Consider the following 26,643-nt stretch of genomic DNA (forward strand, 5'->3'; position numbering starts at 1 on the left):
GAGGCCGACCGCCGTGTGGTCACCCATAGATCGTATTGGCCCGCCGACTGGGCCGCACCCACTTCGACGTGCAAGCATTCACGCCATGAGTGTTCTGGTCTGCTTCCACGCGCATCCCGACGACGAAGTGTTCGGCACGGGCGGCGTCATGCGGCTCGCGGCCGACGCCGGCCACCGCGTCGTACTCGTGACGGCCACCGACGGTGCCGTCGGCGAATATCCCGACGGCATCCTCGCCGACGGAGAGACGTTGGCCGCGCGCCGACACATCGAATTGGACCGTTCGGCTGCCGTCCTGGGGGTCGCGCGCGTCGTTCGCCTGCACTATGCCGATTCCGGAATGGCCGGCACACCGGAGAACGGCAACCCGGAGGCGTTCTGCAATGTCGACGTCGACACCGCGGCTGGGCGATTGGCCGACGTGTTGCGCGAGGAGCAGGCCGACGTCGTCACCATCTACGACCCGAACGGTGGATACGGCCACCCCGACCACATTCAGGTGCACGTCGTCGGCAAGCGCGCCGCCGAGATCGCCGAGACGCCGTACGTGTACGAGACGACCACCAACCGTGACCACATGCGCAGGTTGATGGAAGCCAATCCCCACTGGAGCGAAGAGGCGTCACCACCGGACATGGAGTCGTTCGGACTGCCGGAAACCGAAATCACCACTGTCGTGGACGTGTCGAGCGTCATCGCGGCCAAGCGGGCCGCGATGGAAGCGCACGAAACGCAGGTCGGCGATTTCGGGCCGTTTCTCGCAATGCCGATCGAGCAACTGACCACTGCGTTCGGTCTCGAATGGTTCCGCAAATTGCGGGGCACCGGCGGGGTCGGACTGACAGAGACATCGCTGCCGCTCTGACACCACCGGGTCGCCGGTCGTGAGGTCCGTCGTATTGGGGTCGGAGGCGGCCCGTCGAACACCCTCGACCTGACGTTCGGATTGTTTTGGACCTCTAATCAAACCTCGAGACGGTACAGTGTCCACGTCGTCGTACAGGAGAGGCCGGTTGGAGATGCGTTCGTCGGTAGGTGTGTCCCTGGGAACGTGCGGCATCCGCACGTCTCGGACGACCGAAGACGGCACGTGGACAGACGCCGCTCCCTTCGACGACTGGCAGCTCTCCCCCTCCCCCGAGGACGTCGCGCGGGTCGTTCGCGGAATCGTCGACCGCCCGGACGCGCCGCAATCACTGGGCATTGCATACCGGACCGCCGACGAGCGTGATCGCATCACGAAGGCTCTGGCCGAGGAATACGTCTCGGACGTACATCTGATCGACGAGACCGACGCTGCCCTCGAGTACCTGCGTCCCGGCCTGGCCAGCCAGCACCGCACCATCGCCCTGTTCGACGCAGGCGAGACCGGTGTCGACATAGACATCGTCGACGTCGAATCCGGCCGCTCCTACGGCTCGACTCGTACGACAGCAATCAGCGGAGCCTCGTTCGATGCGGTGGTTCGGGAACACATACTGGGCCTCGGCATCGTGCGGGAGCCGCACACACACGACGAGGACACTGCTCTGACGGCATTCTGCCGTGGCATCAAAGAGGCACTGTCCACGCACGAGACCACGAGCACGCCCGACGGCGAGCACATTCTTCTCGAGCGCCACATCTTCGAGCTGTCGATTGCCCGGGCCACCGAACAGGCTGCCACCACGGTCCGCCAACTGGGGCTCGAAGCCGAGTTCTATCCCGACGCGGTCATCGCCATCGGCGGTACGAGCAATGTCCCTCTGGTCCGCACGACACTCGAACGGTTTCTGCAGCTGCCGATCATCGTCCCCGAGCAACCAGAACTCGTCGTTGCAGGTGGGGCGGCCGTGCACGCTGCGCGCGTCGACGTCGACCGCATTGCACCGGTCGTCTCGCACCGACCGGCGCTGGCGCGGCTCGGATTGATCGCGCTACCGATTGTGGGCGTCATCGCCGCCGTCGGACTGTTCTCGGGCCTGAGTTCCGAGAGCAAAGATCAACCGCTGAGCACCCCTGCCAGCGTGGACGAGGGCATCCGGCAGACCACGACACCCTCGGCTGCACGGACCACCACCGCCACACCGTCACCGACCCCGGACATCCCGGCCCCGCCGCCGACGTCCGCTGCACCACCTCCAGCCGCCGACAGCGCGCCGTACGTGCAGTATCAACCGCACTACAACCCGCCGCCACCGCCGCCCGCTCCGACGGTGCCGCTCCCGCAGATCCCCGGAGTCCAGATGCCTGTCATCCCGCTGCCGGTACTGCCGCGCCTGCCGTTCTGACCGGCCGCGTCCGCACCCTCCCGGCAGATACGGAAAGATCGTCGCTCATGGCCACCACAGCACAATGGATCGAAGGGGCGCGACCCCGAACGCTCCCCAACGCTATCGCCCCCGTCCTCGTCGGCACCGGTGCAGCCGTGTCCCTGGACGCAGGCGTGTGGTGGAAGGCACTACTGGCACTGATCGTCTCGTTGGCGCTGATCGTGGGCGTCAACTTCGCCAACGACTACTCCGACGGAATCCGCGGCACGGACGACGACCGAGTCGGCCCACTCCGACTCGTCGGCTCCAAGGCCGCCTCGGCAGGAGCCGTCAAACGGGCAGCCATCGGCTGCTTCGCGGTCGGTGCCGTCGCAGGTCTTGTCCTGGCCGCCACGAGCGCTTGGTGGTTGGTGATCGTCGGCCTGATCTGCATAGCCGGTGCCTGGTACTACACAGGCGGCTCGAAGCCCTACGGCTACAGCGGATTCGGCGAGATTGCCGTATTCGTGTTCTTCGGACTCGTCGCCGTGCTCGGCACCCAATACGTGCAGGCCGAGCAGATCGACTGGGCGGGCGTGCTCGCCGCGGTAGCCGTCGGATCTTTCTCCAGTGCCGTACTCGTCGCGAACAACCTTCGGGACATTCCTACCGATACCGAATCCGGAAAGCGAACACTCGCAGTGCGATTGGGCGATACCCGCACGCGCTATCTGCACCTGGCACTGTTGGTCGTCCCGTTCGCCATGACCGTCGCGCTGACCGCCCGAACCCCGTGGGCCCTGGTTGCCCTGCTCGCGCTACCCCTCGCTGCGCGCGCCAATTCGCCGGTTCGCGGCGGTGCTCACGGCTTCGAATTGATACCGGCGCTGCGTGATTCGGGACTGGCAATGCTCGTCTGGGGTGCCGCTACCGGTGTGGCGCTGGCGTTCGCCTAACGCTTCTCGGGCACGAATGCGCCCAGCAGAAAGTTCACGATCGAGATGATGATCGCGCCCCAGAACGCGGCCGCGAAACCGACGATCTCGAGGCCGTAACCGGTCTGCGACGACAGCCACCCCGTCAACATCAGCATCAACGCGTTGATGACGAGAGTGAACAGCCCGAGGGTGAGAATCAGCAGCGGCAGTGACAACAGCTTCACCATCGGCCTGATGAACGCGTTGACGATCGTCAACACGGCCGCAATACCGAGCAGGACCACGATGTCCCACCCGTCACCGCGGCCCGAGCTGGTCACGGTGATGCCGTCGACGAATTCCTTCGCAACCCAGATGGCGACGGCATTGATCACGAGCCGAATCAGAAAGTTCATGGCGCCCATCGTAGAGTTCGGGCCCGCTCGGAGCTACGACGTGCGAACCAGCAGGACGGCGTCGCGCAGATCGTTCAGGCTGCAGCGAACACTCACGAGCTCGGTGAACGATGGATCGGCACCTGCGATCACACCGAGAAGCATGTGCTCGACACCGATCTCCCTGTCCCGCAATCGGACGGCCTCCTTCAAGGCCAGCTTCAGCGCTTCCTTGGCCGACGGCGCGAACGGCAGGTGAGAATCGTTCGAATGGTCGACATCGCCGAACCCCACCGCAGTCTCGACGGTGTCGATCACGTCGTGAAGGTCGATGCCGATGGACCGTAGGGCCCGGGCGTCCCTCGACAGCACGTCCTCGAGCGCGTTGTCGAGGGTGAACCCCGCCTCGGCCAGCGCAGACCCGAGCGGTTCGTCGGCCTTGTCGAGCGCACCGAGGAACAGATGAATGGGTTCGACCCGCTCCGAGTGCAACGCCCGGGCGTGCAGCCGGGCACTGATGACGACCGCCCTGGCCTGAGTGGTGAATCGCTCGAACATGGTTGTCTACCTTCCCTTTCCGCCGTGCTTCTTGTGAACGGCCTGTCTGCTGACACCCAGCGAATCCGCTATCGCCTGCCACGCCCATCCCTGATTCCGCGCATTGCGAACCTGGACGGCTTCCAGACGTTCGAGTAGACGGCGAAGTGCGGCTACGGCACGCAACCCCTCCCCCGGATCGGAACTGGCGGCCGCGGCGGCCAATGCAGTGGCTTCTGTCATGAATGTCAATGTAGGTTGACAGAGAGGGGGTTGTCAACCTTTATTGACACGCAAGTCAGTGGTCCACAGTGATATCGACGGACACTCGCCCACGGTCGTCACGGGTCGCCGTCGCGAGGCCGGAGTACCGGACGCCGCCGAGGTCGACATCGACACGACCGCCGCCGTCCACGAAATTTCGCCACCAATTCTTCTTGTCCGGCATCGCCACCCTGACCTTCAGGTGCTCGCCCTTCCGGCTGATCGCAAGCGGCAATGTGATCCTCTTGCCGGACTTCCGGCCGGTGTAGGTCGAAATGCCCATCGAGCGTCCGAGCACCCTGTCGAGCACCGGTGCCTTCATCACGACCATGAAGACCTTGTTGAACCCTGCCGCCGACTTCTGAAATGTGTTCATCGTGTCCGCCTTACGAATCGCCCCGCACGTGTTGGCGAGCGTAGCCGTGACACAGGCCGACGGGAACGTCACCGAGACGGCAGACCGGACTCCATCGACTCGGCGAGCGTGGTCAGGGCCTCGAGAACACGGTTTCGACGTGCACCCAACACATCGAACAATCGTCCGTGCGCTTCGAGCTCTCGGGGAAATACATCATCCACGATGCGCCTCCCCTGATCGGTCAGGGTGATCGACGCAGACCGTCGGTCTTCGGCGCTGGGCACGCGCTGCAGAAAGCCGCGGCGTTCGAGCTTTCCGAGCGTCTTGCTCACACCTGCGCGGGTCATGCCGAGCAGCTCCGCCAACCGCGCTGCCGTCACCGGTTCGATCGCGTAACGCAGGGGCACCATCAATTCCACCTCGGCGACGGATACATCGGCCGCGGCGTATATCGGTTCGACGGCCACGTCGAGCAGCGCGACGATGCGCTTGATCTCGGCCACCACCTGCATCGGCGAGGTGTCCAGCTCCGGGTTGAACTCGGCCCACCGTGCACAGGTCAGCTCACGAAGCGAGGCATCGGTCATCGGCACCACCAATATCGTTAACTAGTTGACAGTTCTGCTACGTTCACAACATATCCCACCACCGAGGAGGCATCTTGACGTACGACACCGTGGTAATCGGTGGCGGCCCAGCCGGACTCAGTGCCGCGACACTTCTGGCTCGCGCCCGCCGAAAAGTGATCGTTGTCGACGCCGAAGAACCACGCAACGCGCCTGCCGACCATGTTCACAACTTCCTCTCGCGCGATGGTTCCACACCCGAGGAGTTGCATCGGGCTGGATGCGAGGAAGTCCTCCGATACGGCGGAGAAATTCTGCGCGGCAAAGTAATTGAACTCGACGAGGGATTCGAGGTCCGCCTCGAGGGCGGCGAGTCCCGGCACTCGCGGTCGGTCTTGGTGGCCACCGGGCTTCGAGACGAACTGCCCGATATCCCCGGCGTTCACGAACAGTGGGGCTCGGGAGTGCTGCATTGTCCGTACTGCCACGGCTACGAAGTTCGGGATCAGCCGATAGCCGTGGTCGGCGGATCCAACCGACCGTTCACGATCCACCAGGCGTCGCTGATTCGCCAATGGTCGGACGACGTCGTCTTCTTCACCAACGGCATCGAACTGAGTGAAAACGAACGCCTTCGACTCGACGCGCGGTCCGTCGGAATCGTCGACGTACCGGTTGCTCGAATCGTTGTGCAGGACGGTCGCGTCATAGGCATCGAGCTGACGAACGGGACCGTCGTTCCTCGAACAGTCGTGTTCGTCGGGCCGACGTTCGTTCCGAACGACGCGCTCCTGCGATCGATCGGATGCACTCGCCTCGACAACGGCTGGGTGGCCACCGACCCGACCGGGCTCACCAGCGTCGACGGCCTGTGGGCTGCGGGGAACGTCTCGGATTCCCCCGCCCAGCTCATCAATTCGGCAGCAGCAGGATCGAAGGCTGCAATCGCCATCAATCACTACCTACTCGAACTCGATGTGACCCGAGCCGTCAGCGCGGTCTGACGCCTCCTGCCAGCGCCGAAGAATGTGTCGGTGCCCTGTTCTACACTTGCCGCAGTGGATCGAATACGTGTTCGATCTTCAGTCGCTGGGGGGTGACATGGGGCTACGGAAAGCGGCGTGGGTGACGGGGGACCATTCTCCGCTCGCCGACGTTCTGGGAGCGCGACGGACGATCAACGCTGCCGTCGCTTCGGAACTTGCTCTGCTGGACGAGTATGTCCGCAGCCGAACGGCCGGCGCGTCACCGTGGGACACCGGGGTCACCGAGAAAGATCTGTTCAACTCGGCAGTCTGTGAACTGGCGGCGGCTCTGTCGTCCACGTTTGCCGCCATCAACAACAAGGTGCAGATGTGGCGTCAACTGCGCCCTCTCGTGCGTCAGGGCTTCATCGACGGTGCCCTCGATCTGGAGCGAGTCAGAACGATCCACGATCATCTACTTCATGCCCGTCCGGAGACGGCCGTTGCCCTGGAGACCGAGATTCTCAAGGCCGCCCGGGAGATGGCACCGGGAGCTCTGGGCCGCGAAATCGATCGACTGCTCATCGAGGCCGACGCCGACTGGGACCGTGCGGTACGCAAGCGTGCCGCACGCACCGAGAAGCGAATCCGCCTTCGTCGCCGGGCACGAGGACTGTCGAGCCTGACCACACTGATGACCGACGGCGAAGCCGACGAACAACTTGCGCGGATCGACGCCGAGGTCATACGCCTGCACCCGGAGGATCCGCGGTCGGACGACCAACGACGGGCCGACGCTCAGACCGCCTTGATGCGCGGGGAGACACTGCTGTGCGAGTGCGCGACATGCCTGACGCCGCGCGACGGCGACAGGGCCCCCGAGCACGATGATCCGGACACAGCGGACAACGAACCATCGGACACCGACTGCGCCGCAACCGACGGAACACGCAGCGGCAGTTCCACTTCCGCTGCACCGGGGGACGAGCCGCCGACGAGCCAATCACCGAACACGATCCCACCGGACGCACCGCCACCCAGGCTTCCCACGCCCGGCTCTGTGAATACCAGAGCTACCCGATCGCGGCCGGGTGGGGGAACGCTGATCGAACGGTGGCGTGCCACCGTCGGGGACGACCCCATCGGGATCCACGCCTTGTACCCCGACGGCCATGGGGGCATGAAACTCCCGCCGCCAGGCGCGCTGAGCTATACGCCCAGTCGAGCTCTCGCGGCGAAGGTTCGAGCCGAGAACCCGTACTGCCTGCATCCTGGCTGCAACGTGCCCTCGGAACGATGCGACCTCGACCACATCGTCGAATTCGACCGACACCGCCCCGAGAAGGGCGGCTGGACCATCCTCACGAACATCGGTCCGCGCTGTCGGCTCCACCACAACCTCAAAACGCGCAAACTTTGGCGCACCGAACTGCTTCCGGATGGAGTGCTACATATCGTCGATCCACTCGGACGTCACTACTTCACCCCACCCGCCCTGTGAAAAACAATCACCTAGGGTTGGTTCGGTGAGCACCGCGAATCTGACCCGAACCGAAACTCGCAGGCGATCGCGCCACATAGACGGGGTGAAGTATCTCGTCGATCTGAACCTCCTGCGCGCCGAGGACACGGACGTCGACACCTTCGAGTCGGTGACGACCATCGAATTCGATGCGACGACGGCGGCGACATGGGTCGATTTCATCGGTGCGTCCGTGGACGAGGTCACCGTCAACGGCACCGATGCGCAGGTCGATTACGACGGAGCTCGCATTCAACTGGTCGGACTCGCCGACCACAACGTCGTTCGAATACGTGCACGCGGCCGGTACAGCAGGTCGGGTGAAGGACTCCACCGCTTCGTCGACCCCGTCGACGACAACGTCTACCTGTACACCCAGTACGAACCTGCCGATGCTCGACGGGTGTTCGCGAATTTCGAGCAACCCGATCTGAAGGCCTCGTTCACGCTGAGGGTCACAGCAACCCCGGCATGGACGGTCCTGTCCAACCGCGCGGGAGTCACCGACGGCACAGTCACCACGTTCGCCCCGACGCTGCCCATATCGACGTACATCACCGCGGTTGCGGCCGGGCCGTACCACGGCGTCGAATCGTCCTGGACTCGAGGCGATCTGACTGTCCCGCTCGGCGCGTACTGCCGCGCATCCCTCGCCGAGTATTTCGACGCCGAGGACATCTTCGACATCACCGAGCGTGGCCTCGACTTCTTCCACGACAAGTTCGACTATCCGTACCCGTTCGGTAAGTACGACCAGATTTTCGTCCCCGAATACAACCTCGGTGCGATGGAGAACCCCGGGCTCGTCACGTTCACCGAATCGTACGTATTCCGTTCGGCGGCAACCGAAGCCCAGTACGAGGCTCGGGCGAACACGATTCTGCACGAGATGGCGCACATGTGGTTCGGCGACCTCGTCACGATGCAATGGTGGGACGATCTGTGGCTCAAGGAGTCGTTCGCCGACTACATGGGTGCGTACGCGTCGGCCGAAGCCACCCGATTCACCGATGCCTGGGTCAGTTTCGCGAACCGCCGAAAGGCGTGGGCCTATTTGCAGGATCAGCTTCCCACCACTCACCCGATCGTCGCCGACATCACCGATCTCGAGGCAGCCAAGCTCAACTTCGACGGCATCACCTACGCGAAGGGCGCGAGCGTGCTCAAGCAGTTGGGGGCGTTCGTCGGTGCCGACGCCTTTTTCGCAGCGTCCCGCAACTACTTTCGTACGCATGCCTTCGGTAATACGACCCTGACGGATCTCTTGAGCGAGATGTCCACCGCCAGCGGGCGAGACCTCGAGACCTGGGCGGGCGCGTGGCTGCAGACCACCGGCGTGTCCACACTGACTTATACCGGCGACGCCGTCGAGCAGTCGGATCCGCGTCCGCACCGCATCGCGGTCGGGCTCTACGATCCGAACGAGGCCGGAAATCTCACGAGGACCCACCGCTACGAACTCGACATCACCGACTCGCGAACGCCCGTCGACTTCCCCGATTCTGCACTGGTTCTGCTCAACGACGACGATCTGACCTACGCCAAGATCCGATTCGACGAGCGCTCCACCGCCACCGTGCGGACCTCACTCGATCGCATCGTCGATCCCCTTGCACGAGGGCTGGTGTGGTCGGCACTGTGGAACTCCACCCGGGACGCCGAGCTCTCTGCGATCGAATACCTGGACATCGCAACCAGATTCGCGCCAACCGAACCCAAGATCGGGTTGCTCTCCGCAGTCACGGCCAACGTCGCGTACACACTCGCGCACTACCTCCCCGAAGACCGACGGGACGAGCCCACCCGGCATTGGCTCGAAGCGTCGTGGCGGCAGCTGCAGTCGAGCGAACCCGGAAGCGACGCGCAGTTGGTGTGGGCGCGGGCGGTCGCATCGGCTGCGCAACTCGACGACTTCCTGGCCGACGATCTACGCTCCCTGCTCGATGGCACCGCGACCATTGCCGGGCTAAGGCTGGACCCCGATCAGCGCTGGGCATTCTGGCTGGCACTCGCCGCCACCGGACACGCAACTATCGCAGAGCTGGATACCGAACTCGGTTCGGACGACACACTTTCGGGGCGCACTGCCCACACCGCGGCGGCGACGGCGATCCCTGACGCCACAGTCAAAGCGAGCGCGTGGACTTCCATCACCGAGCGCGACGACGTGTCCAACGATGTTCTCGACGCCTACATCACCGGGTTCGGGGCGGGTCACCGACCGGACCTCACTCAACCGTACGAGGACCGGTATTTCGAGTCCATCTCCTCGTTGTGGACCTCACGCAGCATCGAGATCGCACGGAGGATAGTTGTTCGCCTCTTTCCTCAGCAATCGTCGACCGACAGTGCAGACGTGTGGCTCGCCGAGCACGAGTGGGCACCGGCTGCGTTGCGGCGCTTGGTAATCGAGCAGAGAGATCACCTGAACCGGAGTTTGCGCGTGCAAGCTCGGCTAGGGTGACGATCATGTCCGACCATGATGCTCGACGTTCGTTCGCCACATCCGCTCTCGCCGCAGGCGGCTTGCTCGGCGGCTTCGCCGTTGCTCGCCGGTCGCACAATCGCCAACTCGGCGGAGCAGTGCTCGCTGCAGTCGGCGTTGTCTGCACCACGCAATGGCAGAAGTCGTCGGGCTCGGCTCGTGCCGGCGCACTGCTCGGGACGTACCTCGTGGCGTTCGGTGCGTCGCATCCGCTCGCGAAGAAGATCGGTGCGTGGCCGGCCGTCGGGACGGTCGCCGCTGTCACTGCGGTGACGTCGATGGTCGTGACCTGGTAGATCTGCTCAGAACACCCCGGTACGGATGAACTGCTCGAGCGCGGCGGTCGGTTCGTCGAGATCCATCCCCTGGCCCGCGACCCAGGTGTCGTCGAAATAGGTTTGCGAGTAACGGTCTCCGCCGTCGCACAACAACGTCACCACACTGCCGGTGCGTCCCGCGGCAATCATCTCGGAGATCAATCCGAAGGCACCCCAGATGTTGGTGCCGGTGGATCCTCCCACTCGTTTACCGATCGCAGCCGAAGTGAATCTCGCGGCCGCCACCGACGCAGCGTCGGGCACCGCGATCATTCGATCGATCACCTGGCCGACGAAGGACGGTTCCACCCGCGGTCGCCCGATGCCTTCGATACGTGAGGACTTACCGGTCTCGAAACTCGCGTCACCGGTTTCGTAGCCTCCGATGAAGGCCGAATTCTCTGGGTCCACGACAGCCAAACGCGTTGCGTGTCTGCGGTATCGGATGTAGCGACCGATGGTGGCGCTCGTTCCGCCCGTTCCCGCGCCTACGACCACCCAATCGGGGATGGGACATTTCTCGAGCCGAAGCTGATCGTAGATGGACTCGGCGATGTTGTTGTTCCCTCGCCAATCGGTGGCCCGTTCGGCGTGGGTGAACTGGTCCATGTAGTGGCAGTCGGGTTCGGCTGCGAGCCGGTGCGCCTCGGTGTACATCTCGCCGGGGTGGTCGACGAAGTGGCATCGCCCACCGTGCGATTCGATGAGGGCGATCTTGGCGGGACTTGTACTTCTGGGCATGACTGCGACGAACTTCAATCCCAGCAGGCCGGCGAAATATGCCTCACTGACCGCCGTGGAGCCGGAAGACGCCTCGACGACCGTGGTTCGCGCGGTGACCCAGCCGTTGCAGATCGCGTACAGAAATAGCGATCGCGCCAGCCGGTGTTTGAGGCTGCCGGTGATGTGAGTGGATTCGTCCTTGAGGTACAGCGAGATTCCCCATGCGGCAGGCAGTGGATAGCTCAGCAGGTGTGTGTCGGCACTGCGCTGAGAATCGGCTTCGATCAACCGGACTGCGTTGTCGACCCACTCACGCGATCCGGAGCGGTCCACCGATGTGGTCACTTGCGGCCGTCTTCACCGCGCAGCTTGGACTGCAGGTCCGCGCGAGCGGTGCGTCGGTGTTCGTCGACCGCAGCGATGGACTCGTTGACGCGGATGCGCATCTGCTTGAACAGAAGCAGGGACAACGGCAGCGAGATGAGGACGCCGAAGATCGCGGCGACGAGGATCGGAACCTCGATGCCGAAGAGTAAACCGACACCGATGATGATCGCGGCAATGACGATGACGAGCGCCAGACGCGCGAACGTGTACACGGCGAGATCGACGGCAAGGGACTTCTTCGCAGAACGGCCGGGCGTGGGGTTTCCGCTGGTCGGGTCGCTTCGGTCGGCATTCGTCGCATCACTCACGAGCTCAAGGTTACCGGGCCGTGCAGGGCTTCCCACCCACCCCTGGCGTGACCGATTTGTCCATTACCTCCCCTTTACCAACCTTGTATCAGTCGAGTACCTAGGGGTCCGAGTGCAACCATGGGGCTCACAACACCGCAGACCGATATCTCCGGTTCGACGCAAATGCACAGAACCGCACCGTAGGAGGACACGACAGATGAGCGCACCCACGTTCCACAAAGCTCAGGACTCACTTCTCACACCGGGTCAGGTAGCAGCGCTTTTTCACGTCGACCCCAAGACCGTGACTCGCTGGGCACACGCCGGACGTCTTGGATCGCTCCGCACCCCCGGCGGACACCGCCGCTTCCGCGAAACCGAGGTCATGCAGCTGCTGACTTCTCTGACGACCGAAGCCGGCGTACAGCACTGAGACAGGCCATTCGGCGCAGTTTCGGCAACGACCTCCGCACCCGTACGAACTCATCGAACATTCTCAGGAATCTTCGACGCTCGACGGGTGCGGAGGTCGTTGCATGACGGCTACCCTCGTAGTAGGAGGTGCGTCGTGATCTATCTATTGGCGTTGATCGGTTTGGTGGCAGTGATTGTGCTGCTGTGGAAGGCATTCGGACCCAGCACGCAACCTGAACCCCCGCGGACTGTCGGGCCCGATGACGATCCGGAATTTCTCTGGAAAATCAACCGGGACGCTCGTCGCGGAGGCAAGGACGGGACCGACGCCGGCACTGAAGTCGGCGAATAAAGTTTCCGATCAGCTGCGGCGAGAAGTAGTGGGCGAGGCCGGAAAGCCTGCTGCCACCGCCGCAGCTACTTCGAGGAGTGCCTTTCGCGTGCGTCCACGAAGCCTGCCCAATTCGATCTCAGCCCCCTCCTCCAGATGCGGGTCGAACGGAATCGTCCGAACCTGAGCGCACCGCTGCTCGAAATGTTCGACCACCTTCTGCAAGTCGACTTTTCCCGCCCTCGGTCTTACCGCGTTGACCACCGCCACCGACGTGGCCACCAGCTCTCGATAGCCATGAGCATCCAGCCAATCCAATGTCGCCGACGCGCTCCGCGCCCCGTCCACAGACCCTGAGCTGACGACGACCAGAGTGTTCGCGCCCTCGAGAATGCTCTCCATCGCCGAATGCATCAATCCGGTGCCGCAGTCGGTGATGACGATGCTGTAGAACTTCTCGAGCAGTGTCACCGTTCGGTCGTAGTCTTCACCGCTGAATGCCTCGGACGCCGCCGGATCCGAATCGGAGGCCAGCACCTCCAGCCGATGGACGTTCTGTGAGGTGTAGGCCCGAACGTCGCTGTAGCGCTCCAAGGAATCCATGTCTCGCAACAGATTTCGGACCGTCGCCGTCGTTTCCGACGGTACTTTCTGCCCCAGCGTTCCGCGGTCGGGGTTCGCGTCGATCGCAATCACGCGGTCACCGCGGATGTCTGCGAACGTCGAGCCCAACGTGGCCGTTGTCGTCGTCTTTCCGACCCCACCCTTCAACGAGAGCACCGCGACGCGGTAGCACCCCACCAATGGTCGATCAACCTGCGCGGTCAATTCGAGGCGTCGCTGTTGCGCCGGACTGTTCCCCACATCGATCCGACCACCGGACATCAGATACAGCGCACGACGCCACCCGGCCACCGGAGCGACACTTGCCGACCTGATCAGCAACGAATCGCCGAGGTCGGCCGCCGACATCGGCTGCGACAGCGGTCGATGATCCGGCTGAACGACAGCAGCCACGGCAGGAACCACAACAGGAACATGGCCGGGCAACATCGGTTGCGGCCACGAACCGGGTTGCGGAGCCCACTGCCCATACCCCTGACCCTGCCCATTTCCCTGCCCCTGCCCATGCGTCGGCCAGCCGTTCTGGGCCTGCCACTGATTCTGGGCTGCCCACTCGTTGTTCGGCTGCCAATATTGCTGGGGCACAACAGCATTCTGGGGAAACACCATCCCGTTCTGCGGCTGGACAGGGTGCTGACCCTGTTGCCCAGGCGGCTGCGGCTCGCGCATGGGCCGAGTCGGCGGACCAAGGGGCATGGCCATGTCGGACGAAACAGGTGACACAACCGGTGGACCCGATGCTTCGGGCATCGTCGGCATCTCGTCGGTCGGTGGCGTCACCTCGACGGGTGGAGTCGACATTGCCGCGACAACAGGAGTCGGGCTCGGAGCATCCGCGGGCGGCATGGAGATGGGGGTGGATCGGAACGGTTCACGCTCCCCCGAAACCCGAGACTCCCCCACAACCCGAGAAGACCCCGCAGGCTCAGCAGACCCCGCAACCCCCGAAACTTCCCCAACCCCGGCAGACCCGACAACCGGGGTCTCGGTCACCACCGGCTCCGGCGTGTTCGGGGTTTCGTCGTCGTCCATCGGTCGGACGGGTTGCCAATTGTTTCCGTGCCGATCGGCCATGACCGATTTCCCCCCAGTGTGCGTCCCGCGTCGAGTGCCGGCTCGGATGTCTCCCCCATCGAGCCGGATCGGACGCTACCAGCTGCACGTCGGCAGCGGAGCGTGTGGAACGCGCAGAGGTCAGTTCAGTCCTGCGTAGCTGTGCAGACCGGAGACGACCATGTTGATGATGAAGAGGTTGAACAGCATGGCAGTGAATCCACCGACGTTGATCCACGCGGCGCGGGTGTTTCGCCAGCCGGAGGTGGCGCGGGCGTGCAAGTAAGCGGCGTAGATGATCCACGTGATGAAGGACATCGTTTCTTTGGGGTCCCAGCCCCAGAAACGTCCCCATGCGGCCTCGGCCCAGATCGCGCCGAGGATGACGCCGGCTCCGAACAGCGGGAAGGCGACGATGGTCGTCTTGTAGGCGAGTCGGTCGAGGGCTTGGGCGTCGGGGAGCTTGGAAGCGAAGCGGCCCCAGAATCCCACGCTCTCCTCGCCGAGGGGCTGTTTGATGCGCAGCAGGAACAGCAGGCTCGCGACTCCGGAGACCAGCAGGATGCCGCTGCCGACGCTGACGATGGTGACGTGGATGGGCAGCCAGTAGGAGCGCAGCGCCGGGACGACGGGTGCGGCGTCTGCGTAGAGCTTGGTGGCGGCGAAGAACATCAGCACGATGATGGGTGCGAGGACGAACACCAGCATCGGGCGCATCGTCTTCTTGCGCAGCACCACCACGGAGGTCAGTGCTGCGGCAGCGGTTGCCATGGTGACGAACTCGTACATGTTGCCCAGCGGGAATCGGTGGGTGGCGAATCCGCGGAGCACGACCGAGGCGATGTGGAGGACGAGGGCCGGTGCGAGCAGCGCGAAGCCCATACCTGCGAGGCGTTCGGACAGCGGGCGCTTGGGTGCCTCGATGACGCGTCCCGGGCCGGAGGACGCAGCCACCGACGACGCGGTCACCGGGGCTCCGGCACCGACGAGCTCCTTGGCCTGAGCGGCCGTCGCCTTGGCGGAGGCGTACTGAGCGATGAGCAGGACGAATGCGAGCACGTAGATGGTGAAGGCTGATTCGAACGACCAGTCGCTGTACTGCGAGAGTGTCTCGTTGATCGGCATCGGTCAGTTCTCCTGTTTCGAGGTGTCGCCGAGCAGGCGGGTGCACAGGCGGTCGAACTCTTCGCCCCACCCCGCCTGATCGGTGCGTGCAAGTCCGCCGAGTTCTACTACAGTACGTCGTGAGTCGCCGTCGGCGGTGAGTCGGACCCAGATTCTGCGGCGTTTGATCACCAGTGAGACGAGCAGTCCGCCCATCATCGTCAGCGCGAACACCAGGACCCAGGTCTGAGCCGGGTCGTGCGAGACCTGCAGGTTGACGAATTCCTTCGCCCCGTCGAATCTGACGACGGTGCCGTCGCTGAGTGTGGCCGATTCCCCGGGCATGAGGTTGACGCGGTCCTGCTTGACGAGCCTGCCCTGGGCGATCATTTCCTGGTCGAGCGAGAAGATGGACTGCGGGAGTCCGGTGTCGAGTCCGGTGTCGCCTTTGTAGATGTCGATGGCGACCGCGGGGTCGTTCATCGCCGGGAAGCTCGACGACAGCAGACTGCCGTGGAACGACGCCGTCGGGGCGAACAGTCCTTCGATGGCGATCTGGTTCTTACGCCGGTCCAGCGCGTCGGGGTAGAGGCCACCGGGTGGGTCGACTCGCAGTACCCCGCTGGAGAGGAATGTGGTGGCGTCCGTCGGCTGCCATTGGATGGTGTCGGTGCGGGTCTCGCCGTTCGGGAACGTCACCGTGAACGTGGGCGCGTAGCCGTGGCCCTGCAGGTAGACGCGGTCGCCCGCGACCCGCAGCGGATGGTTGACCTGCAGTCGGTCGTCCTGCCAGTCGTTGTTCGCCAGATCTTCGCCGGCCTGGTACTGGATGTTCGAGGTGAACATTTCCGCCTGGCCGTTGTCGAGGTAGTCCGCCTGAAAATCCTTGACTCGCAAGCACAACGGCTCGAGGTCGGTGCCGTCGACGAGGTTGCCCGCCCGGAACGAGTCGTAGTTGGCAGGCGTGGAGGTACAGAATCCGGGGCCGTCGTCGGCGATGACGATGCGGTTTCCCTCGTAGCCGAGCAGCTTGCCCATGGCGATCGCGGCCAACAGTCCGACGAGCGAGAGGTGGAACACGAGGTTGCCGAGTTCGCGAACGTAGCCCTTCTCCGCCGAGAGCGTCACTGCCCCGCTGCCCTCGGACCGTTGCGCGACGCGCCACCCACGCAGCTGAGTACGGACCTGGGCTGCGATCTCCTCGGGTGCGCCGTCGACGTCGTACCGGGTGTGGTGCGGCAAGCGCGAGAGGTTCCGCGGCGCACGAACGGGCTTGGTACGCAACTGTTTTGCGTGCTCGATGCACCGCGGCAGGATGCAGCCGATCAGGGAGACGAACAGCAGTGCGTAGATCGCGGTGAACCAGAAGCTGCCGAACACGTCGAACAGTTCGAGCTTGTCCATGATGGGGCCGAGGGTCGGACGGTCGGCGATGTATTGGTCGACCTTGCCCGCGTTGAGGCTGCGTTGCGGTACCAGGGCTCCGGGCACGGCGGCGAAGGCCAGCAGGAACAGCAGCACCAGCGCGGTCCGCATACTGGTGAGCCCGCGCCAGGTGTTGCGCACCACGGCCACGGCCTTACCGATTACGGATTGCTTGTGCGGCGGCGACGCTTCTGTCCGCTCCTCGGTCTCGGCGGTCATATCGGCAACACCACATCGGAGACGAAGGCGTCGCGCACCCAGCCGACGAATTGATCCCAGGCACCGGTGACCAGTGCAATTCCTACCGCTATCAACATGATTCCGCCGAACACCTGTATCTGTCGTGCGTGTGTACGTAGCCAGCCGACGCCTCGCAGTGCGCTGACCGATCCGAACGCGAGGATCACGAACGGCAATCCCAGACCGAGGCAGTACGCCACGATGAGGGTGACTCCGCGGGCAGCCGTGGCACCGTCGGTGCCTGCGGCGAGCGAGATGACGCCGGCGAGGGTGGGCCCGAGGCACGGGGTCCAGCCGAGTGCGAACACTCCCCCGAGCAAGGGCGCTCCGGCGAGGGAGCCGATCTGCTTCGGCTCGAACCGCACATCGCGCTGCAGCGCGGGAATCAGTCCGACGAACACCAGGCCCATGGCGATGGTGACGACGCCGCCGATTCGCATGAGCAGTTCGCGGTTGATCGCCAGCACCGAAATTGCGCCGAACACCGACGCGGTGGCGAGAACGAACACCACGGTGAATCCGAGGACGAACAGCCCCGCGGCTCCCGCGACGCGCAGCCGACCGCTGCGCACCTTCGTCTTGACGGCCGCTTCGTCGGCGCTGACCGCCGGTGCGTCGGCTCCGACGACCCCGGCGAGGTACGACAGATATCCCGGAACCAGCGGTACGACGCACGGTGACGCGAAGGAGACGAGCCCGGCCAGGACGCAGGCTCCGAGGGCCAGGATCAGCGGCCCGGAGGCCGCAGCTTCCTGGAAACTCGCGCCGACGCCGGCTAGGTACATCTCGCTCACGGCTGCACAGGCTCCTCGGCTGCCACGCGCTCGACGACGGGCTGCAGGTCCTCGACGAGCAGTTCACGCAGGAACACTGCGGCCACGCGGTGCTGTCGATCGAGCACGATGGTCGTCGGAATGACAGAGGTCGGAACGCCACCGAGCGCGGTCAGGGTGCGCATCGGCGGGTCGTAGATCGAGGAGTACGTGACGTTGTTGCTGACGACGAAATCCTGTGCTGCGGTCTGTGATTCGTCGCGCACGTTGATGCCGAGGAATTCGACGCCGGAGGCCTTGGTGGCCTCGTAGACCTTCTCGAGGTCGTCCGCTTCTCCGCGGCACGGTCCGCACCACTGACCCCAGACGTTGAGGACGACGACGTCACCCTCGTAGTCCGACAGCGAGGTCGTCTTGCCCTCGGTCATCAGGTCGGGCCCGGAGAGTTCGCCGAGTGCGCCGCGGTCGGACGGCGGATCGTAGAAGATTTCGGTCTTTCCGCCGGGCGAGACGAACTGGAAGGTTCCGCCCTGAGCAACCGCGTCGGTGCCGGTCGAACAGCCGGCGACGAGGGCCACAGCGGCAATCGCAAGCAGTAACCTACGCACCGGTGATCCTCGGGTCGGATGCTCCTGCTGGCTCGGAGTAGACGAGATCGACGAGCTGATCGCCCTCGTAGACCAGTGACGTCAGCGACGCGAGTCCACACTGGCGATTGCGCGGGTCGTGCCAGAGCCGGTCGCCCTGGAGGAACCGGCGCAGCGTCCAGACCGGGAGTTGGTGGCTCACGCAGACGGCCTCGTGCCCGACGGCTGCGACTCTGGCCGCGTTGACGGCGGCGAGCATGCGGTGCGCGATCTGCAGATACGGCTCGCCCCAGGACGGGGTGAACGGGTCGCGCAGCTTCCACCAGTGCCGAGGCCTACGCAAGGCTCCATCGCCGACGGCAACGCGCAGCCCCTCGAACTCGTTGCCCGCCTCGATAAGGTTCTCGTCCTCGGACACCGTCAGGCCGTGGGCTGCCGCGATCGGGGCAGCAGTCTCCTGGGCGCGTTGCAACGGCGACGCGACGACGTGCGTGATGTCGTGACCGGCGAGCGCATCTGCGACGGCCTTGGCCTGGGACTGGCCGGTGACCGACAGCTTGAAGCCGGGCAACCGCCCGTAGAGGATGCCCTTGGGGTTGTGCACCTCGCCGTGCCGGAGGACGTGCACGATGGTGCGCGTCGTCGAGTGCGGATGTGTTGCGGGGGCCTCGGTCACGTCGGGGTCCTGTTTCTCGCTAGTCGGGTGGTGATCACTTCTGAGTGGACGTCACAGTGGTGCTACAGCGGCTGCCGCAGCCTTCGCGGCGGCCGGGGCCGCGTCGGCGATGATCTCGAAAGCTCGGTCGTCGAGCGCAGCCGAGACGAACCATGCCTCGAATGCGCTCGGCGGCGGGTACACCCCGCGAGAGAGGAACGCGTGGAAGAACGCCGGGTAGCGCCACGTCTGGGCAGCCTTGGCCTGCGCGTAGTCGGTGACGGGTCCATCGGCGAAGAACACACTCACCATAGTGCCCGCGAACTGCACGTGGTGGTGGACGCCTTCGGCGGTGAGAGCATCGCCGAGCAGTGTTCCGAGTCGCTGTGAGTTGGTCTGCAGCTTCTCGTAGACGGCGGCGTCGGCCAGTTGCAGGCTCGTCAGGCCGGCAGCGACGGCGACGGGGTTTCCGCTGAGGGTGCCCGCCTGATACACCGGCCCGGCCGGTGCGAGGTAGGCCATGACGTCCGCGCGGCCACCGAATGCTGCGGCCGGCAGCCCGCCGGACATGACCTTGCCGAAGGTGTAGAGGTCGCCGGCGACACCGTCGATGCCGTACCAGCCCGCGGCGCTGACACGGAATCCGGTCATCACCTCGTCCATGATCAGCAATGCGCCGCGCTCGGTCGCAAGTCGGCGTAGTCCCTCGTTGAAGCCGGTGACCGGCGGGATCGCGCCCATGTTGCCCGCGGCCGCTTCGGTGATGATGCACGCGATCTCGCCGGGATTGGCGTCGAACGCGGCGGTGACGGCGTCGAGGTCGTTGTAGGGAACGACGATGGTGTCCGATGCCTGAGCGCCGGTCACTCCGGGTGACGTCGGCAGTCCGAAGGTGGCCAGTCCCGAGCCCGCGTCGGCCAGCAGGGCGTCGACGTGGCCGTGGTAGCAGCCGGAGAATTTGAGGATCTTGGTGCGGCCGGTGAAGCCGCGCGCCAGACGCACCGCGCTCATCGTGGCCTCTGTGCCCGAATTCACAAGGCGAACCTGGTCGACGGGGCCGACGCGGCGCACGATTTCCTCGGCGAGTTCGATTTCGCGCTCGGTGGGTGCGCCGAACGACAGTCCGGTTGCGGCCGCCTTCTGGACTGCCTCGACGATGGCCGGATGCGCGTGTCCGTGGATCATCGGACCCCAGGACGAGATGAGGTCGACGTAGGACTTCCCGTCCGCGTCGGTCATCGTGTATCCGCTGGCCTGCGTGATGAAGCGTGGAGTGCCGCCGACCGATGCGAACGCACGCACCGGAGAGTTGACGCCACCTGGAATCACTGTGCTCGCGCGGGCGAAGAGTTGGGCCGATACGGGGGCGTCGTTGCCGTCAGGAACAGTCACGACTTCCAGTGTCCCAGGTTCTGCGAAATCACCAACTACAGGGCGTAATAATCACCGAAACGGGGAGTCGGCCTGGTTTCGGCGATTGAAGACCCCCGCCCCGGGTATTTACTTTCGATGACAAACACCGATGGCGTCACCAAGGTCGCCGAATTGATGTCCGAAGCCGGACTGTGCATGTTCACCACCGTGGGCCGGGACGGCCACCTCATCTCGCGTCCGATGGCATTGCAGGAAGCGGAGTTCGACGGGGACCTGTGGTTTTTCGCAGCGCAGGACTCCAGAAAGGTACGCGACATCGCCGCCGACCCGACGGTCAACGTCTCGTTCCAATCCGGTCAGGGCTGGGTGTCACTGTCCGGTACTGCTGCGGTCGTCGAGAACAAGGCCAAGGCGGAGGAGCTATGGAATTCTCGGGCGGCCGCGTGGTTCGAGAAGAACCCCGATTCGCGTGAGGTCGCTCTGATCCACGTGGCCGCCGAAGGTGCCGAGTACTGGTCCACCCCGGGCTCGAAGGTGTCGACCCTGCTGGCCTACGCCAAAGCGAAGGTCACCCACGAGCGTCCGAACCTGGGCGAGAACGACGTGGTCGAACTCGAACTGCCCAATACCTCGACGAGCTAGTTGCGCTCGTGCCGGGCCGCCGTCGGGGGCAGGTCCGGATTACCGGTCACGCCATGCTGTCCTGCCTCGGACCGGTCGGCACTCGCGTTCCGATCGACAGTCGCATTCCGATCGGCACTCGCGTTCCGATCGACAGTCGCGTTGTGCTGCGCACCGAAGTCCCGATCCGCGCCCGCGTCGCGGCCGACGTTGTGGTCACCGGTCACCTTGCGGTCGCCCTTCACATCCGGATCGATGTGGTTCGCGCGCTCGAACTGTGAGTTCACTTCGTCGCGTGATGCCGCCGCGACTCCCTGGTGAGACTGGGCCTGCTGAGCAAGTTTCTCTGCCTCGGCAGCTTTGACGTCCGCCTCCGCCTGGGCGCGGCGTGCCTTGGCCTCGCTCTCGCGGGCCTGCAGTTCACGCTCCTCGACGACGGTCGCTTGATCGGCCGCCTTCTCGCGAAGGTGGTTCGCTTCCAGCCTCTTTCGCTCTTTGCCCTTGCGTGCCACAACCAGGGCGACGGCAACGACCAACACTACGACTACTACTGCAACGATGATCCACACTGCGGTGCTCATGATGGAACTCCCGATCTGTTCCGACTGCCGAAGTGGCAGACGTTCCGAGCCGGTTACCCGAGTAATGAGCCGGCAAACTCGCCGAACATCGTCCAGGCGAGCGCGCCGAAGTCCTGTGCGTCCAGCGCGGCGGCCCCGTTCGGCACACATGCCAGCAGCTCGACGCCCGTCACGAGCGGCAACTCCTCCACGTTGACCCGCGCCGCCAGATCGGGTTCGGCCGGCCACGATCCGATCACCAGGCCCGCACATGTCACACCCGCTGCGCGCACCGCGGCGACGGTCAGCGCGCTGTGGTTGAGCGTCCCCAGCTCTGCCCCTGCCACGATCAGGACCGATGCGCCGACGGCGCCGGCGACATCGAGTGCGGTGAACCCGCCGGCACCCAGGCGCACCGCTACCCCGCCCGCACCCTCGACCACGACGAGATCGTGGGCCTCGTCGAGCCCTCGCACCGCGTCGACGACGTGGTCGAGTTCGAGCATCGACCGACCCGAACGGCGTGCTGCGACATCGGGCGCGAGTGGCTCGGGGTATCGCGCCAGCTCGATTCCGCGGACTCTCGAAAGACGTTCCACCACATCGATATCCGACTCGCCCAGGCAGTCGTCACCGACTCCGGTCTGTGCCGGTTTGCACACCGCCACCGTCCGTCCATGTGCCCGGGTGGCGGCCGCGAGCGCCGCGGTCACCACGGTCTTGCCGACGCCGGTCGACGTTCCGGTGACGAGAAGAACCGTCATCCCGACACCGCCGCACGCAATACCGTCGAGAGAACGGACGTGGCACGGTCGATATCGATGTCGCTGAGGTCGGCACGCGCGGTCAAACGCAGCCGAGATGCGTTCGCGGGAACCGACGGCGGCCGAAAGCACCCGACGCGCACGCCCAGGTCAAGACACTCCCCGGCCGCGCGGACGGCACGCACGGCGTCGCCGAGTACTACCGGAACCACCGCCGACGCCGTCGGCGAAACACCGGCGGCCGCCGCCAATTGCCCTGCCCGCCGACCGATCGCAGCGACCCGATCGGGTTCGCTGCGCAGCACCGCCAGCGCTGCCGATGCCGCGCCGACCGCGGCCGGGGCGAGCGCGGTATCGAAGACGAAGCTGCGCGCACTGTGCAGTACCTGGTGCCGTACCGCCGCCGGCCCGAGCACCACCCCGCCCTGCGATCCGAGCGCCTTGGACAGCGTCGCGGTGATCACCAGGTCCGGCAGTCCCGCCACACCGGCGTCGTGCACGGCACCGCGCCCACCGTCACCTCGGACGCCCAGCCCGTGGGCTTCGTCGACGATCAGCACAGCGTTCCATCTCCGGCAGGCCGCGTACAGCTCGTGCAGCGGCGCGAGGTCGCCGTCGGCGCTGAAGATCGAGTCGGTCACCACGAGCGCGCGAGATTCCGTTCGTTCGCGGAGCAACTGCTCGACGTGCTCGACGTCGCGATGCCGCGCCACGGCCACCCGCGCCCGAGACAGACGGCAGGCATCGATCAACGACGCGTGCGACGCAGCGTCCGAGATCACGACGGAGTCGCGGTCGGCGAGCGCGGTGACGACTCCGAGATTGGCGGTGTAGCCGGACGAGAAGACCAGTCCGGTCTCGGCGCCGACGAAGTCGGCAAGGTGCTGCTCGAGCTGTTCGTGGGCGGTGGTCGTGCCGGTGACCAGTCGAGATCCGGTGGACCCGGCACCCCACCGACGCGTGGCCGCGCAGGCCGCGTCGACGACGTGCGGATGTCGAGACAGGCCGAGGTAGTCGTTCGAGGCCAGGTCGAGTGTCGAATCCTCGGGACTGCGAGCGTCGACGACGCGCTCGAGCCCGGCCGCGCGACGGTCGTATGCGGCGGCGTCGAGCCAATCGAGTGCACTCATGTCCACGACCATACTTGAACAGTGTTCAAGTATGGGTGTTCAAGTATGGTCTCGCGCCACCGCCACCATGGCGTCGGCGATGGCTGCCACATCGGCCTCGGTACAGACATACGGCGGCATCGCATAGACCAACCTGCCGAACGGCCGCAGCCACACACCTGCGTCCACGGCGACGGCCGTCGCACGTGCCATGTCGACCGCGCCGGTCAGTTCGATCACCCCGATTCCGCCGAGCACGCGCACGTCGGCCACGCCCGGGAGCGACCGGGCCGGCTCGAGCCGTTCGGTCAGCACGTCTGCGACGGCGGCGACCTCGGCGCGCCAGTCGCGCGAGAGCAGCAGCTCCACCGACGCCACCGCGATCGCGCAGGCCAGTGGATTGCCCATGAACGTGGGCCCGTGCATCAGACCGCCCGCCTCACTGCTCGACACCGTCTCGGCCACCTCGGTGGTGCACAGCGTCGCCGCCAGCGTCATGTAGCCGCCGGTCAACGCCTTGCCGACACACATGATGTCGGGTGCGATGCCCGCGTGATCGGCGGCGAAAAGCTCACCGGTGCGGCCGAACCCGGTGGCGATCTCGTCGAAGATCAACAGCACGCCGTACTCGTCCGCGAGTCGGCGCAGTTCGACCAGCAGACGTGCGTCGTGGAAGCGCATTCCGCCGGCACCCTGCACGATCGGCTCGACGATGATCGCGGCTACGTCGTTCGCATTCGCCGCGAGCACCTGCCCGAACTCGGCGACGTAGGCGGCGATACCCGCCGCATCGGACGCGGCGGGTGGCGCGGGCGCGAACACCTGCTGCGCCAGCACACCGGTCCACAACCTGTGCATCCCGCCGTCCGGATCGCAGACACTCATCGGCGCGAACGTGTCCCCGTGATAGCCGCCCCGCCACGTCAGCAACTTCGTACGCCCGCTCTCACCCCGCCCACGCCAGTACTGCAATGCAATCTTCACCGCGACTTCGACGGACACGGACCCGGAATCTGCGAGGAACACCTTGTCCAGCCCGGCCGGCGTGATCGAGACCAGCAGCTCCGCCAATCGCGCCGCCGGCGCATGAGTGAGGCCTCCGAACATCACGTGACTCATGCGGTCGAGCTGGTCTCGAGCTGCCGCGTCCAGCACCGGATGCCGGTAGCCGTGCACCGCCGCCCACCACGAACTCATGCCGTCGACGAGTTGGCGGCCGTCGGCCAACGTCAGTCGAACCCCGGACGCGCTGTCGACGACCAACGGTGTCGTCGTCGACGGAAACCCGCTGTAGGGATGCCAGAGATGCTCGGAATCTATTCGACGGACGTCGTCTGAAGTCAGCACGCCAGAGCACACTGCCACAGCACCCGACCGGCCGTACCGAGACTGGGCGGGTGGCGAAATGTCCGAATCCTTTAGCATTGCGACATGACGACGCGCACCGTGACGAGACTGGCAGGGGTGGTCGTGGCCGTAACTCTGACGCTGTCCGCCTGCGGGGGACCGTCCGAAACGCCGACGCCCACGACCACCACGGCACCGGCGTTCGCGATCGACACCTCGACGCCGCTGGGCGCGGTCAACGACCGAATTCTGCAGTGGATCAACGCCGACGCCGCCCCGGATCCCGCGGCGGTGGACGCCGTCACCGGCCCGGAGCTGGCGGCAGCACTCGAGCCGATGGGCGGGCTCGTCACCCCTCTCGAGCAGTTGCGCGCCGGTGCGCCGAACGTGGCGACGGGTTTCGAGGCCGGACCGGACAGCGCCGTTCTTCGCTTCACCACCGCCGGCATTCCGGCCACGATCACCACCTCCCTCGGTGCCGACGGCACGCTCGACGGCATTCTGGCCAGTCCGGAAACTCCGAAGATCTCGTCCTTCGACGAGCTCGATGCCGCCCTGTCGAAGGTGGCTCCGAATTACTCCTACAGTGCGTCTCGTCTGAACGGCGGTGAGTGCGAGTCGGTGTACTCGGTCAATGCCGACGCGATGCTCCCGCTGGGATCGGTGTTCAAGCTGTACGTTCTCGGGGCGCTGACCGACGAGATCGAGGCGGGCAGCGTGCAATGGGACGAGCAGCTCACCATCCGCGACGAGAACAAGAGTGCGCCATCGGGTGAGCTGCAGAATCGCCGCGACGGCACGACGGTGTCGGTGCGCGAGGCCGCGGAGAAGATGATCTCGCTGTCCGACAACACCGCCACGGACCTGCTGATGGAACGCCTCGGTCGGGACCGCGTCGAGGCTCAGCTCGCCACGATGGGTCATCACGATCCCGCGGCGATGACGCCGATGATGGACACCCGACAGTTCTTCGTCATCGGGTTCGGGAATCCGAATCTTCGTTCCGAATGGGCGGACGCAGATGCCGACGCTCGCGAGCAGCTCCTGAAGCAAGCCGATTCCCGGCCGCTGGACATCGACTTCGAGAATTTTCTCGACAACCCGGCATCGGCCGACGGCGTGGAGTGGTTCGCCAACGCACAGGACGTGTGTGCGGCCGTGGGGTACCTGGCGACCGGCCCGTCGGCGGAGGAGAATCGACGGATCCTGGCCATCACCCCGGGTGTGCAGCTCGATCCCGCTCGCTGGCCGTACTCCGGCTTCAAAGGCGGAAACGCTCCTGGCGACCTCGCCGCGGCGTTCCTGACAACCGACGCCTCGGGGCAGGACTGGATCGTCACCGAGCAGTTCCGGGCGGACGGTGCCATCGACCTGATCCCGTCCAGCTACGCGTTCCTGGTTGCGCAGGAAGCTTTTGCTCTCTTGAAGTGAGTGGGATTTGTAACACCGGTGTTACCGCTGGATTACACTCGTGCCCGTGGAGGCACAACACGAACCGGCTCAGCAGGCGTGGCCGACGGGCTTCAAAGAGTTCCTGGTCTGCGAGTTCACCGACTTCAGTCCCCTGGTGACCAGGGCCATGGAGGACAACTGCGCGTCGCTGTTCCACGACGGTCCCTACGGCAGATCCGGCTTCTGGCGGACCTTCCGGGCCGTGTTCCGAGAATTCGTCTGGCCGGTCTGAAGTTCCGGGCCTCACGGGCCG

30 protein-coding genes are annotated in these 26,643 nt (G+C 65.2%); 12 read left to right on the forward strand and 18 right to left on the reverse strand.

Translation table 11 applies throughout. The annotated features are described in order from the left end of the window. The first annotated feature begins 85 nt into the window (after positions 1 to 85). The 3 genes from AB0P23_RS16765 (at position 86) to AB0P23_RS16775 (ending at position 3,187) form a co-directional block, all read left to right on the forward strand. The gene (locus AB0P23_RS16765) at positions 86 to 865 is read left to right on the forward strand and encodes a PIG-L family deacetylase (RefSeq protein WP_027498315.1); all 780 of its coding nucleotides are present in this window, start codon (positions 86 to 88) and stop codon (positions 863 to 865) included. A gap of 154 nt (positions 866 to 1,019) precedes the next feature. Beyond that, positions 1,020 to 2,270 (forward strand): Hsp70 family protein, encoded by a 1,251-nt coding sequence (locus AB0P23_RS16770; protein ID WP_206498032.1) that lies wholly within the window; start codon positions 1,020 to 1,022, stop codon positions 2,268 to 2,270. Between the two features lie 47 nt (positions 2,271 to 2,317). Further along, the gene (locus AB0P23_RS16775; protein ID WP_032399445.1) at positions 2,318 to 3,187 is read left to right on the forward strand and encodes a 1,4-dihydroxy-2-naphthoate polyprenyltransferase; all 870 of its coding nucleotides are present in this window, start codon (positions 2,318 to 2,320) and stop codon (positions 3,185 to 3,187) included. Here the strand turns inward: AB0P23_RS16775 and AB0P23_RS16780 are convergent. The 5 genes from AB0P23_RS16780 to AB0P23_RS16800 all read right to left on the reverse strand — a co-directional run bounded on the left by AB0P23_RS16780 (position 3,184) and on the right by AB0P23_RS16800 (position 5,289). Beyond that, on the reverse strand, positions 3,184 to 3,564 hold the full coding sequence (locus tag AB0P23_RS16780; RefSeq protein WP_032365232.1) for a phage holin family protein: 381 nt from the start codon (positions 3,562 to 3,564) through the stop codon (positions 3,184 to 3,186). The two genes, AB0P23_RS16775 and AB0P23_RS16780, sit on opposite strands and share 4 nt — an antisense overlap. A 33-nt stretch (positions 3,565 to 3,597) precedes the next feature. After that, positions 3,598 to 4,101, reverse strand: coding sequence for a Clp protease N-terminal domain-containing protein (locus tag AB0P23_RS16785; protein WP_204858209.1), 504 nt, complete (start codon positions 4,099 to 4,101; stop codon positions 3,598 to 3,600). A 6-nt stretch (positions 4,102 to 4,107) separates the two neighbouring features. Further along, complete coding sequence (locus AB0P23_RS16790) at positions 4,108 to 4,323, reverse strand: hypothetical protein (protein ID WP_032365231.1); 216 nt, start codon at positions 4,321 to 4,323, stop codon at positions 4,108 to 4,110. 55 nt (positions 4,324 to 4,378) lie between these two features. Further along, positions 4,379 to 4,720 (reverse strand): hypothetical protein, encoded by a 342-nt coding sequence (locus AB0P23_RS16795; RefSeq protein WP_206498033.1) that lies wholly within the window; start codon positions 4,718 to 4,720, stop codon positions 4,379 to 4,381. Between the two features lie 68 nt (positions 4,721 to 4,788). Continuing rightward, positions 4,789 to 5,289, reverse strand: a complete 501-nt coding sequence (locus AB0P23_RS16800; RefSeq protein WP_052061312.1) for a MarR family transcriptional regulator — start codon at positions 5,287 to 5,289, stop codon at positions 4,789 to 4,791. 74 nt (positions 5,290 to 5,363) lie between these two features. On the opposite strand from AB0P23_RS16800, the gene AB0P23_RS16805 reads away from it, so the two are divergent. The 4 genes from AB0P23_RS16805 to AB0P23_RS16820 all read left to right on the forward strand — a co-directional run bounded on the left by AB0P23_RS16805 (position 5,364) and on the right by AB0P23_RS16820 (position 10,536). Further along, on the forward strand, positions 5,364 to 6,272 hold the full coding sequence (locus tag AB0P23_RS16805) for an NAD(P)/FAD-dependent oxidoreductase (RefSeq protein ID WP_032399446.1): 909 nt from the start codon (positions 5,364 to 5,366) through the stop codon (positions 6,270 to 6,272). 67 nt (positions 6,273 to 6,339) lie between these two features. Beyond that, positions 6,340 to 7,734, forward strand: a complete 1,395-nt coding sequence (locus AB0P23_RS16810; RefSeq protein WP_057472747.1) for an HNH endonuclease signature motif containing protein — start codon at positions 6,340 to 6,342, stop codon at positions 7,732 to 7,734. Positions 7,735 to 7,759: 25 nt separating this feature from the next. Next, positions 7,760 to 10,219, forward strand: a complete 2,460-nt coding sequence (gene pepN, locus AB0P23_RS16815; RefSeq protein WP_032399448.1) for an aminopeptidase N — start codon at positions 7,760 to 7,762, stop codon at positions 10,217 to 10,219. 5 nt (positions 10,220 to 10,224) lie between these two features. Then, positions 10,225 to 10,536 (forward strand): hypothetical protein, encoded by a 312-nt coding sequence (locus AB0P23_RS16820; RefSeq protein ID WP_027498322.1) that lies wholly within the window; start codon positions 10,225 to 10,227, stop codon positions 10,534 to 10,536. Between the two features lie 6 nt (positions 10,537 to 10,542). Here the strand turns inward: AB0P23_RS16820 and AB0P23_RS16825 are convergent, their stop codons facing one another. Together AB0P23_RS16825 and AB0P23_RS16830 are read right to left on the reverse strand one after the other, a co-directional pair. Continuing rightward, a complete protein-coding gene (locus AB0P23_RS16825) occupies positions 10,543 to 11,625 on the reverse strand; it encodes a PLP-dependent cysteine synthase family protein (protein WP_027498323.1) in 1,083 nt (360 codons plus the stop codon). Beyond that, complete coding sequence (locus tag AB0P23_RS16830) at positions 11,622 to 11,975, reverse strand: DUF4229 domain-containing protein (RefSeq protein ID WP_032399478.1); 354 nt, start codon at positions 11,973 to 11,975, stop codon at positions 11,622 to 11,624. Before AB0P23_RS16830 ends, AB0P23_RS16825 begins: the two co-directional genes overlap by 4 nt. Before the next feature lie 199 nt (positions 11,976 to 12,174). Between AB0P23_RS16830 and AB0P23_RS16835 the strand changes: the two genes are divergently transcribed. Both AB0P23_RS16835 and AB0P23_RS16840 read left to right on the forward strand, forming a co-directional pair. Beyond that, entirely contained in the window at positions 12,175 to 12,390 is a 216-nt protein-coding gene (locus AB0P23_RS16835; protein ID WP_027498325.1) for a BldC family transcriptional regulator, read from the forward strand. Positions 12,391 to 12,525: 135 nt separating this feature from the next. Then, positions 12,526 to 12,723: a membrane protein gene (locus AB0P23_RS16840; RefSeq protein WP_027498326.1), complete on the forward strand. Its 198-nt coding sequence runs from the start codon at positions 12,526 to 12,528 to the stop codon at positions 12,721 to 12,723. A 9-nt stretch (positions 12,724 to 12,732) separates the two neighbouring features. Here AB0P23_RS16840 and AB0P23_RS16845 read toward each other — a convergent pair whose 3' ends face one another. The 7 genes from AB0P23_RS16845 to hemL all read right to left on the reverse strand — a co-directional run bounded on the left by AB0P23_RS16845 (position 12,733) and on the right by hemL (position 20,555). After that, positions 12,733 to 14,028 (reverse strand): MinD/ParA family protein, encoded by a 1,296-nt coding sequence (locus tag AB0P23_RS16845; protein ID WP_196250965.1) that lies wholly within the window; start codon positions 14,026 to 14,028, stop codon positions 12,733 to 12,735. A 492-nt stretch (positions 14,029 to 14,520) separates the two neighbouring features. Beyond that, positions 14,521 to 15,504: a c-type cytochrome biogenesis protein CcsB gene (gene ccsB, locus AB0P23_RS16850; RefSeq protein WP_032375566.1), complete on the reverse strand. Its 984-nt coding sequence runs from the start codon at positions 15,502 to 15,504 to the stop codon at positions 14,521 to 14,523. 3 nt (positions 15,505 to 15,507) lie between these two features. Continuing rightward, positions 15,508 to 17,127, reverse strand: coding sequence for a cytochrome c biogenesis protein ResB (locus AB0P23_RS16855; protein ID WP_032375565.1), 1,620 nt, complete (start codon positions 17,125 to 17,127; stop codon positions 15,508 to 15,510). Then, positions 17,124 to 17,933 (reverse strand): cytochrome c biogenesis CcdA family protein, encoded by an 810-nt coding sequence (locus AB0P23_RS16860; RefSeq protein WP_032365436.1) that lies wholly within the window; start codon positions 17,931 to 17,933, stop codon positions 17,124 to 17,126. The genes AB0P23_RS16855 and AB0P23_RS16860 overlap by 4 nt, the downstream gene beginning before the upstream one ends. Positions 17,934 to 17,938: 5 nt before the next feature. Next, the gene (locus tag AB0P23_RS16865) at positions 17,939 to 18,529 is read right to left on the reverse strand and encodes a TlpA disulfide reductase family protein (protein ID WP_032365225.1); all 591 of its coding nucleotides are present in this window, start codon (positions 18,527 to 18,529) and stop codon (positions 17,939 to 17,941) included. Further along, complete coding sequence (locus AB0P23_RS16870; protein ID WP_027498332.1) at positions 18,522 to 19,184, reverse strand: histidine phosphatase family protein; 663 nt, start codon at positions 19,182 to 19,184, stop codon at positions 18,522 to 18,524. The genes AB0P23_RS16865 and AB0P23_RS16870 overlap by 8 nt, the downstream gene beginning before the upstream one ends. A 51-nt stretch (positions 19,185 to 19,235) precedes the next feature. After that, positions 19,236 to 20,555 carry a glutamate-1-semialdehyde 2,1-aminomutase gene (hemL, locus tag AB0P23_RS16875; protein WP_032365224.1) on the reverse strand — a complete coding sequence of 440 codons (1,320 nt, stop codon included), beginning with the start codon at positions 20,553 to 20,555 and terminating at the stop codon, positions 19,236 to 19,238. A gap of 117 nt (positions 20,556 to 20,672) precedes the next feature. Here hemL and AB0P23_RS16880 point away from each other — a divergent pair, with 117 nt between their 5' ends. After that, a complete protein-coding gene (locus AB0P23_RS16880) occupies positions 20,673 to 21,179 on the forward strand; it encodes a pyridoxamine 5'-phosphate oxidase family protein (protein WP_032365223.1) in 507 nt (168 codons plus the stop codon). Here the strand turns inward: AB0P23_RS16880 and AB0P23_RS16885 are convergent. Genes AB0P23_RS16885 through AB0P23_RS16900 form a run of 4 tightly spaced genes read right to left on the reverse strand, consistent with a single transcriptional unit; the run spans position 21,176 to position 24,950 of the window. Beyond that, positions 21,176 to 21,739 (reverse strand): hypothetical protein, encoded by a 564-nt coding sequence (locus AB0P23_RS16885; protein WP_052061314.1) that lies wholly within the window; start codon positions 21,737 to 21,739, stop codon positions 21,176 to 21,178. The genes AB0P23_RS16880 and AB0P23_RS16885 overlap by 4 nt on opposite strands. 53 nt (positions 21,740 to 21,792) lie before the next feature. After that, positions 21,793 to 22,482, reverse strand: a complete 690-nt coding sequence (bioD, locus tag AB0P23_RS16890; RefSeq protein WP_032375563.1) for a dethiobiotin synthase — start codon at positions 22,480 to 22,482, stop codon at positions 21,793 to 21,795. Then, positions 22,479 to 23,612, reverse strand: coding sequence for an 8-amino-7-oxononanoate synthase (locus AB0P23_RS16895; protein WP_032375597.1), 1,134 nt, complete (start codon positions 23,610 to 23,612; stop codon positions 22,479 to 22,481). The genes bioD and AB0P23_RS16895 overlap by 4 nt, the downstream gene beginning before the upstream one ends. Before the next feature lie 39 nt (positions 23,613 to 23,651). Beyond that, positions 23,652 to 24,950: an adenosylmethionine--8-amino-7-oxononanoate transaminase gene (locus AB0P23_RS16900; RefSeq protein WP_032375596.1), complete on the reverse strand. Its 1,299-nt coding sequence runs from the start codon at positions 24,948 to 24,950 to the stop codon at positions 23,652 to 23,654. Positions 24,951 to 25,022: 72 nt separating this feature from the next. Between AB0P23_RS16900 and AB0P23_RS16905 the strand changes: the two genes are divergently transcribed. After that, on the forward strand, positions 25,023 to 26,369 hold the full coding sequence (locus AB0P23_RS16905) for a serine hydrolase (RefSeq protein WP_052061315.1): 1,347 nt from the start codon (positions 25,023 to 25,025) through the stop codon (positions 26,367 to 26,369). Between the two features lie 46 nt (positions 26,370 to 26,415). Beyond that, the gene (locus AB0P23_RS16910) at positions 26,416 to 26,622 is read left to right on the forward strand and encodes a hypothetical protein (protein ID WP_027498338.1); all 207 of its coding nucleotides are present in this window, start codon (positions 26,416 to 26,418) and stop codon (positions 26,620 to 26,622) included. Positions 26,623 to 26,643 lie beyond the last annotated feature (21 nt).

This window comes from Rhodococcus sp. NPDC077669 (assembly GCF_040686915.1).
GTDB lineage: Bacteria > Actinomycetota > Actinomycetes > Mycobacteriales > Mycobacteriaceae > Rhodococcoides > Rhodococcoides fascians.